Origin of the sequence: Fluviicola sp., from assembly GCF_030151805.1 — a bacterium.
In the GTDB taxonomy this organism is placed as follows: Bacteria; Bacteroidota; Bacteroidia; order Flavobacteriales_D; family Crocinitomicaceae; genus Fluviicola.
The window spans coordinates 1-8,033 of record NZ_JASLCN010000381.1; the positions used below are offsets into that span (position 1 = coordinate 1).

At 39.6% G+C, this 8,033-nt stretch carries 10 protein-coding genes; 1 reads left to right on the forward strand and 9 read right to left on the reverse strand.

The genetic code is table 11. The annotated features are described in order from the left end of the window. The first annotated feature begins 215 nt into the window (after positions 1–215). Positions 216–2,573: a M14 family zinc carboxypeptidase gene (locus tag Q1V93_RS14415; RefSeq protein WP_300665630.1), complete on the forward strand. Its 2,358-nt coding sequence runs from the start codon at positions 216–218 to the stop codon at positions 2,571–2,573. Positions 2,574–2,699: 126 nt separating this feature from the next. Here the strand turns inward: Q1V93_RS14415 and Q1V93_RS14420 are convergent, their stop codons facing one another. The 9 genes from Q1V93_RS14420 to Q1V93_RS14460 all read right to left on the reverse strand — a co-directional run. Then, positions 2,700–2,894: a hypothetical protein gene (locus tag Q1V93_RS14420; protein WP_124745017.1), complete on the reverse strand. Its 195-nt coding sequence runs from the start codon at positions 2,892–2,894 to the stop codon at positions 2,700–2,702. Positions 2,895–2,959: 65 nt separating this feature from the next. Then, on the reverse strand, positions 2,960–3,436 hold the full coding sequence (locus Q1V93_RS14425; RefSeq protein WP_300665631.1) for a hypothetical protein: 477 nt from the start codon (positions 3,434–3,436) through the stop codon (positions 2,960–2,962). A gap of 79 nt (positions 3,437–3,515) precedes the next feature. Beyond that, positions 3,516–4,187, reverse strand: coding sequence for an ATP-binding protein (locus Q1V93_RS14430; protein ID WP_300665632.1), 672 nt, complete (start codon positions 4,185–4,187; stop codon positions 3,516–3,518). Between the two features lie 54 nt (positions 4,188–4,241). Beyond that, on the reverse strand, positions 4,242–4,967 hold the full coding sequence (locus tag Q1V93_RS14435) for a shikimate dehydrogenase (protein WP_300665633.1): 726 nt from the start codon (positions 4,965–4,967) through the stop codon (positions 4,242–4,244). Then, positions 4,960–5,598 carry a VTT domain-containing protein gene (locus Q1V93_RS14440; RefSeq protein WP_300665634.1) on the reverse strand — a complete coding sequence of 213 codons (639 nt, stop codon included), beginning with the start codon at positions 5,596–5,598 and terminating at the stop codon, positions 4,960–4,962. The genes Q1V93_RS14435 and Q1V93_RS14440 overlap by 8 nt, the downstream gene beginning before the upstream one ends. A 9-nt stretch (positions 5,599–5,607) precedes the next feature. Then, on the reverse strand, positions 5,608–5,922 hold the full coding sequence (locus Q1V93_RS14445) for a rhodanese-like domain-containing protein (RefSeq protein WP_300665636.1): 315 nt from the start codon (positions 5,920–5,922) through the stop codon (positions 5,608–5,610). 119 nt (positions 5,923–6,041) lie between these two features. After that, positions 6,042–6,509 carry a DUF4442 domain-containing protein gene (locus Q1V93_RS14450; RefSeq protein WP_300665637.1) on the reverse strand — a complete coding sequence of 156 codons (468 nt, stop codon included), beginning with the start codon at positions 6,507–6,509 and terminating at the stop codon, positions 6,042–6,044. Then, positions 6,506–7,450: a nitronate monooxygenase gene (locus Q1V93_RS14455; RefSeq protein WP_300665639.1), complete on the reverse strand. Its 945-nt coding sequence runs from the start codon at positions 7,448–7,450 to the stop codon at positions 6,506–6,508. Before Q1V93_RS14455 ends, Q1V93_RS14450 begins: the two co-directional genes overlap by 4 nt. Before the next feature lie 234 nt (positions 7,451–7,684). Beyond that, on the reverse strand, positions 7,685–8,033 hold a 349-nt coding region (locus Q1V93_RS14460), incomplete at its 5' end, for a hypothetical protein (RefSeq protein ID WP_300665640.1).

Sequence of the window (8,033 nt, forward strand, 5' to 3'; positions counted from 1 at the left end):
CTAATTCCTAATTCCTAATTCCTAATTCCTAATTCCTAATTCCTAATTCCTAATTCCTAATTAAAAAAATGTTCAATAGTTCAAAAGGTTTAAAAGTTCAATAATTCGTAATTCGTAATTCGTAATTCGTAATTCGTAATTCGTAATTCGTAATTCGTAATTAATTAGTATAGAATACATAAGAATCATTATTTTTATAGCAAACTATACTCTCGATGAAAACAACTCTCCTTTTGTTCTCTCTCCTCATTTCCTATTGGGGACTTTCTCAAAATTACTCCAGAGCCAAAGTATTCACGGATTCCAAAGGCCTTCAAACATTGGCTGAACTTGGAATTGCGGTTGACCACGGAACGGTAAAACGCGAAACCTTCTTTATTTCTGATTTCTCCGATGACGAAATAAATCAAATCCGGGAAGCCGGATTCCAGGTCGAAATTCTGATTCCGGATGTTCAGGCTTATTATGTCAGCCAGAATGCCAACAAGGGTCAGGCTGTAACGGAAAAAAATATCGGTTGTTCTCCAGGCAATGGTTCAACCGGTTTTACACCAGCTGTTCCCGTTAATTTCAACTTAGGTTCTATGGGTGGGTTTTATACTTACCAGGAATTTATTGATGAAATTGATGCGATGGCAGCTCAATATCCGAATCTGATTACCGTAAAAGATACGATCAGCAACTTCCTGAGTATTCAAAACAGACCGCTTTACTGGGTTCGTTTAAGTGATCATCCGAATACCGATGAAGCTGAGCCGGAAGTGCTTTATACAGCCGTTCACCATGCGCGTGAACCCAACTCCTTGTCGGAAGTCATTTTCTACATGTGGTATTTGCTTGAGAACTACAATACCAGTGAGGAAATCAAATTTTTGGTCGACAATACAGAAATGTATTTCGTTCCGATGGTCAATCCGGACGGATACATCTACAATGAAACAACCAACCCGAACGGCGGCGGCATGTGGCGAAAGAACCGCAGGCTAAACAGCGGTGGAAGTTACGGAGTGGACTTAAATCGGAATTACTCTTACGGTTGGGGAACAACAGGAACCAGTTCTGCCCAAAACAACGAAACTTACAGAGGAACTGCTGCTTTTTCGGAGCCGGAAACCCAGGCGATGAAATGGTTTTGTGAAAACCGTGATTTTCAATATGCTTTCAATTCGCACACTTACGCGAATGATATTCTTCATCCGATCGGAACGACAACTGCCGAATTTGCTGTAGACCACAATTATTTCCAGGCTTTCACGCATCACATGGTTCAGTATAACGGCTATGAGAATAAAAAGTCTTCGGATCTTTATCCTGCTTCAGGTGATTCGGATGATTACATGTATAAAGTCGATACGGTTATCAAACCTAAAATCTTCGCCATGACTCCGGAAGTCAGCAATACAAGTGGCGGATTTTGGCCTGCAAGCAGCGAAATTACCGGTATTTGCCAGGAAATGGTTTTCCCGAACCTGGTATTATCTCATTTAACTCATCGTTATTTGGAGGTAAAAGATATTGATCCGGGAATGATTGCAACTTCCACGGGAAATTTCAATCACAGCGCTTACCGTTTAGGGTTGGAAAACGGTTCCGTAATCGTTAGTATTACCCCAATTACAGGAATTCAATCCGTAGGTTCGGCATCTACTCATAATCTGGCTCTGATGGGTTCTGAAAATAGCGGAATTTCCTATGTTCTGAATCCGGGAATTCAATTCGGAGATCAGATCAAATACGTACTCAATACAGAATATATCGGTTGGACAAAACACGACACGATTGTCAAAACATTCGGAAGTATTACCACACAGTTTATTGATGAAGCCAATATTGCAGTGAACTGGACGGGAAACTGGGCAACAACCAATTCAACCTATGTTTCTCCAAGCAGTTCATTTACAGATTCTCCGACCGGAGATTATTCGAACAGTACAACCAAAACCTTTCAGTTCAACAACAAGATTGATTTGACGCATGCAACAGAAGCAATGATCCGTTTCTACGCAAAATGGGAAATCGAAGCAGACTTTGATTACTGCCAATTCCAGGTTTCGACTGACAACGGTACAAGCTGGATCGGTCAATGCGGAAATTACACTGTTCCCGGAACAAGTGCAAACGGATCTGTTCAGCCGAACGGAGAACCAGTTTATGAAGGAACTGAAAACAGTTGGGTTCTGGAAGAGATTAACATGAGTGATTACATCGGAGACAGCATCCAGGTTCGTTTCATCATGAAATCAGACGGAGGAACAAGAGCTGACGGTTTCTATTTCGATGATTTCGAAGTGCTCTATAATATTGATTATACCGGATTGACAGAGAATGAAAAGCAGTTATTCCATTTGGTTCCGAATCCGGCAAGTTCTTATGTAAACATTGTTTTTGATCAGGACATTCAGAACGGACAAATTGAAGTTCTGAATTTAAACGGAGATATTGTTTCTACTCAAAGAGTAGACGGATCAAAAGTGGAAATCAGAACGGATAAACTTTCTGTGGGAGTTTATTATGTTCGTTACCGGGGAACAATTGAGCAAAAAGCTCCTGTTAAACTGGTTGTGATTCACTGATAAGCTATTCCTGTCCTGCCCGACACATCAGCCAGGCTGATATTCGAAGTGACAGGAAGTGATCATACAAAAAAAGAGGTTTTTCGGAATGAAAAACCTCTTTATCACATTCTGCGATGAATGATTTTATTGATCAATCCACTTATCATCTTTCATTTCGCCAAGAATCACTACGTCTTTTGTACGTGAATAATCCTCAGCTGCAAGAAGCATTTGCTCTCTAGTATCTCTTCTAATTCGTATACCTTGTGATCCTGAATTTCTTACTTCAATGTAAAAACCGTCTCGCAATCTTGCTGGTTTTGTTGGAGGTCTACCCATTTGTTTGTGTTTTTCTACGCCTAATATAACAATACATTAAACGCATCGATTAAAATTATATTTTTTTAGGAATCTAACAAATCTGATTCCGTTGGTTGTTTGTATAGAACCCCTTGTCTTTTATACCTGTTTGACTGAACGATTCCAACAATGGAGAAGGCCGCAATCACGGGAGTAAAAAACAAAAAACCTATACCTACTTCGTCAAAACTCAAGCCCGAAGGTGAGCTCAACATGGCCAGATCCCACAGCAGGAACAATGCTGTTAAAGACAAGCCGATCATTGACAAAATTCTATTTGTAACCCGTTTAATTTTAATTAATCCGAGTAAAAATGTCGTTATAAAAAATGAAAAGAATAAGAGACTTATCCAAGCCGCATCCCGTGTTTTTTCAGCTCCAAAATCATTGGTATAACTAAAATCACCTGGCATCGACAGATAACTGTACCTTGCATAACTTACCACATCGATATAATAAATAATGATACCCAGAAATAGCAGGCTAAGAACCAAACTTGAAATGTAAAAGGCTTTATTCAATCTTCAAATTTGGCGCGAATATATAACTTTATTTCGAGATTCCTAAAAAACAAACTGATTATCACTAAAATAGCATTTGTTAATCTTTCGTAATCTCATAAAAAGTTCCGTTTTCATTGATTTCCATTGAAACCAAATCCCAGCAAATGAACAAAGGCAACAAGCGGTCAATATTCGATTTTTCCAAAGTTGAAAGGCGGTAAATCTTACTGAGGGTAATCTGTGGATTTTGCGTTATGATGTTGAGCAATTGGGTTTCCTCCTCTCCGATTTTCTCAGGTCTTTTTTGGTCGAAACGCTCCATTTTCCAGATGCTCAGAAGAATTTTATTGGCTAAAAGTGTATGATCTTTCCGGCGAACGTATGCTTTCCATTTTCCTTCTTCGTCCAAAGCTAAAACCGGGCGTTTCGCGCTTTTTTCAATCGATACTTCAAGTACTAATTTCATGTCTTCCTGCCAAACCCGCGACTGAAATTCCAGTTTGGGTTTACAATACATGTCGACTGCAGCTTCTATCATGTGAATTTCTTCCGTCGGATCAACTCCTGTAATTTTGCCATTGTCTTTCACTCCGATCAGAAGTCTTCCTCCGTCCGAATTGGCGAAAGCGGCCAAAGTTCTGGCTATTTTTTTGGAATCGTCGATTCGAAACTTGAAATCCTGCTGCTGGTGCTCGCCTTCCTTGATCAAATGTTTAACGGATTGCATGCTGTAAAAATAAGAAGAAAAGCTCAAATGTAATTTTGCCAATTTGCCTGTTTGCCAAATGGCAAACAGTAATCCGGGTATATTTTCAGATTATTTTTAGCTATTCCAGATCTCCCAGGCTTTATTCGCCTGTTCTTTCAGCATTGAAAGCCCGTTCAAAGTTGCAGCTCCATGCAATTTGGATTCTCTCAAAAACTTCGTTTCCTCCGGATTATAAATCAAATCAATACACAAATGACTTTCTGTTAAAAACCCGAAAGGAAATGGTACACACGCATCTATATCCGGAAACGTTCCAAGCGGCGTGCAATTAACGACGACCTTGCAAGCTCTCAACATATGCTCATTGATTTCATCATATGAAAACTGACCGTTTTGAGGATTTCGCGAAACCCAAATCACATCCAAACCAATCTTCTTCAAAACATAAGCTACGGCCTTTGATGCTCCGCCCGTTCCCAGGATTATGGCACGTTCGTGCTCATTCGTCAGGAAGGGCTTGATCATTTGGTGAAAGCCGAAAACATCCGTGTTGTGTCCTGTTTTCTTCCCGTTCTGAAATGAAATACAGTTTACAGCTCCGATTTCAGCTGCTTCTTCAGACAACCCATCCAAATACGGAATAATTGCTTCTTTGTAAGGAATCGTAACCGAAAGTCCTTTTAGGTCAGAAATACTAAAAATAATTTGAATCTCAGTGATTTCAGCCAGTTCAAAGTTTTCAAAAGTGCTTTCGATGCCTTCCTGCTGAAATTTATTCTCGAAATAACTTTTTGAGAAGGAATGTCCGAGTGTTTTCCCTACCAATCCGAATTCAGGCATTCTTTTTCGCAAGTTTCGATTTCAGAATGCTGATTAACATCGGTAAAACAGAGATAAATACGATAATCAAAACTACTTTCTCATTGTTTTCTCTGATCCACGGAATATTTCCCAGGAAGTAACCGGCAATTGTCATACTACAAATCCACAACAAACCCCCGATGATATCAAATGTCAGGAATTTACGGTAGTTCATCTTTCCCACTCCTGCTGCAAACGGTGTAAATGTTCTCACAATCGGAACGAAACGCGCCATAATGATTGCGAATACTCCTCTTTTTTCAAAAAATGCTTCTGTTTGCTGCAAATACGATTGTTTCACCAATTGTCTGCCCCTTATTTTCCAGTTAAACACACTCAAACCAACTCTTCTTCCAATCCAGTAATTCACGTTATCTCCCAAAACAGCAGCAACAGAAAGCAATGCCAGCAAGTAGAACAAGTTTAACTGTCCGGATGCAGCAAAAATTCCTGCTGTGAAAAGCAATGAATCTCCGGGAAGAAAAGGCATAATCACCAATCCTGTTTCAATAAAAATTACCAGAAATAAAACAACGTACACCGCTGTTCCGTAGGTTTCCACAATCCACTCAAAATCAAGGTGAATCAGGTGTTTGAATAGTTCAATCATAGCTGATAATTAATACATTTCGTAAGTAGGCTCGAAGTTTTCAAACCAACTGGTAATTCCGCCTTCTAAAATCGCGATATGCTGAAAACCGTATCCGCATTCCAATAAATTGGCTACAGATTCTGCTCTTCTGCCTGTTTTACACAAAATAATGTAATGCTTCGTTTTATCCATTGTTTCTGCCACTTCAGGAATCTGATGCATCGGGATTTTCGTTCCACCGATAGAACAAATTTCAACTTCCCATGGCTCACGGATATCAATCAATTCTGCCTCATTATTTTGAATCAGCTGTTTACAAGCTTCAGAAGAAATGCGGTTCATTCTCAATTTTTTTCGGCAAAGATAGTTTTAAATTCAAAATGCAAAATTTAAAATTGAAAAGCAAGGAGATTCATCTAACTTCAATTCAATTTTTACCCTTTGCATTTTCAATTGATCATTTATTTAATCTTCACGGAGATTTCCATTTCGAACAAAGCTACAATCTCTCCATTCAGGTCTTTTGCAGTAACTTTTACCCAATGATTCTGACGTTCATTTGTTTGAATGGCTTTCAAAACCTGCTCGCGGATAACCTGCCCTTCTGTACAGCTAAATTCCACATCGGTTTCTGCCCGTTTGATGAATTCCGCTTTCATTCCTTTAAATGCAAAGGACGGACGGACATTCAGTTCATCGCAAAAATAAAACGCATGCAGACCTGCTGTTACATCCGCACCAACCGCCAGAGCCCCGAAATACATGCTTTTCAGATGATTTTTCGTGCGTCTTCTCAATTTGATTCGCACCAGAACATCGCGATCCGTCATTTGAATCAGACGCGGTTTGACATAGCCGATCATCGGGATTTTGAAGATTCCCATCAGACGCAGCATCATTCCATATTTTTTTAAGTTCGAAGTACTCATTTTACCAGGCTTTCTATAATTTCTTTAACCGGACGAACGGATTTAACATGTTCGATACTTGGTCCGGCACACCAAACTGTTTTGTATGTTGCACTAAAAGCTGCTTTTTCCAAAGATTTCATTCCCCTGTAAAAAGTCATTGCTTTTACCCATTTTTTCAAGCGTTTATTCCGGTTCAAAAAACGTTCCAACCTGGATTGTTCCGTCCCGATTTCTTTCACGTAAGGAGTATTGATCACCGTGCACGGAGTTCCGGATAATTTAGAAGTCATTACAATATCTTTTGCACCGTATTCGACACACGCCTGCTTGTATTCTTCCGAAACACCGGCTTCATGAGACGCAATGAAAACAGATCCGATTGAAAAACCATCTGCTCCAGCAGCAATCAGTTCATCCATTTCTTTTTTTGTTCCAACACCACCTGCTGAAATTACCGGAATTGAAATCGCTTCTTTCATGCTTTTAATCAATTTCTTCGGATTGATTTTTCCGGCATGTCCTCCCGCCTGATTATTCACTGCAATCACCGCATCAGCTCCCAATCCTTCCACTTTCTTTGCATATGTAATATCAGTTACATCGCAAAAAACCTTGATTCCTTTTTCCCTGGATGCATCAATCACTTTTTTAGGTGAACCCAATGAAGTAATGAAGAAATCAACTCCTTCTTCCACACAGACTTTCAATTGCTCTTCCATGTAAATATTGGATGCATTCACAATCAGGTTGATTCCGATCGGTCCTTTTGCATGCGTTTTCATTCTTTTCAAACCTTCTCTCAAAAGATCGGTAGAACGGTAGTTCAGAGCTGGAATTGCTCCTGCGACGCCATTTTCCGTACCGGCAAGAATCATTGCTTCATTCGAGACCAAAAACATCGGAGCGATGATAATCGGATGTTCTGTATTCAAAATTTTACTGAGTGCTAACTTTTCCATTCCCAATTGATTGCTTCCAAATATAGAAAAAATAACTATGCATGCATATATTTATTCAAACCCGTTTTCTAGACACTGAATGAGAGTCAGGACATTTTAGAGGTTAGACTGAAAATGAGTCATTCCACCTAGTCTTGACTCCAATTATCTTGATTCTCTCATCGACTAAATACAAAAAAGCCCTGCATCCGGAACAATCCAGGCAGAGCTTCTGAAATATATTCTTGCCGCTAATTACTTTCCGAAACCAAACTTGATTCCTGTTGCAACATTGAACCGGATTCCATTATCGCGATACGTTTCCCATCTGGTCATCCAGACTCCTGAACCTGCGTCATACGTATTAATGCGCTGACCTTTGATATCAAAAGTTCCCAAACCAACTCCGAAATACATATCCAGGCTGAAATTTCCATCTCCGGGCCAGAATTGTAATCCCATATTGAACCGGAAAATCATCTGGGAAAGACTCGATTTTGCATTATCCAAAACCTCTGTATTGTCTTTATTGATGTAGTTATATAATCTGTATTTAAACACCGGAGACAGATACAATCCTTTCATCGGATTATCTTCAGTAGCA